1 protein-coding gene is annotated in these 732 nt (G+C 40.6%); it reads left to right on the forward strand.

Going from position 1 to position 732, the window contains the following annotated elements:
- Positions 1 to 32 precede the first annotated feature (32 nt).
- Entirely contained in the window at positions 33 to 647 is a 615-nt protein-coding gene (locus OB69_RS18155; RefSeq protein ID WP_053225172.1) for a phosphoribosylanthranilate isomerase, read from the forward strand.
- Positions 648 to 732 lie beyond the last annotated feature (85 nt).

The following is a 732-nucleotide window of genomic DNA, read 5'->3' on the forward strand; positions in this document are numbered from 1 at the left end:
GATAACTGATAACTGATAACTGATTAACAACCATGAAACTAAAAGTCTGCGGCATGCGAGAAAGCACCAATATCAGTGAGCTGTTAAAGCTACAGCCTGACTATATGGGCTTTATTTTCTACGGAAAATCAAAACGTGATGTCGCGGATGGTTTGGATGCTCAGTTGTTAAATGCTTTTCCTTCCAGTACAGAAAAGGTAGGTGTGTTTGTTAATGCGGACTTGGGTTTTGTGAAAGAGAAAGTAGCTCAGTTTGGGTTAGGTTTAATACAGCTACACGGTGACGAATCACCAAAATACTGTTCTGACCTAAAAACGAGTGGAGTTAAGGTGATGAAGGTGTTTTCTGTAGGGGAAAGCTTTGATTTCGGTGTATTGGAGCCATATAAGCCTCACGTTGATTTCTTTCTTTTCGATACCAAAGGAAAAGAAAGAGGAGGGAATGGAGAGCTGTTTAACTGGGGATTATTGAATGAATACGATGGTGCAATTCCCTACTTTTTAAGTGGAGGAATTGACCTAGAAAACATTGAATCGTTAAGCGATTTGAAAGTTCAACCTTATGCCATTGATGTCAACTCAAAGTTTGAGATTGGGCCTGGGCTGAAAGATGTGGAGAGATTGAAGGAGCTAAAGAATTTAATTTAGAATCGTCATTGTGCCTTCGCTGAAGCAATAGCGCAAGCGTTGCGAGAAGGCTTTCTTGCGATAGCAAAGAAAGGTGACGAAGCAA

The sequence above is a fragment of the Roseivirga seohaensis subsp. aquiponti genome (assembly GCF_001267955.1).
Lineage (GTDB): Bacteria > Bacteroidota > Bacteroidia > Cytophagales > Cyclobacteriaceae > Roseivirga > Roseivirga seohaensis.

Coding starts and splice junctions, on each gene's coding strand:
- OB69_RS18155 (WP_053225172.1), top strand. CDS start 33: ATGAAACTAAAAGTCTGCGGCATGCGAGAAAGCACCAATATCAGTGAG.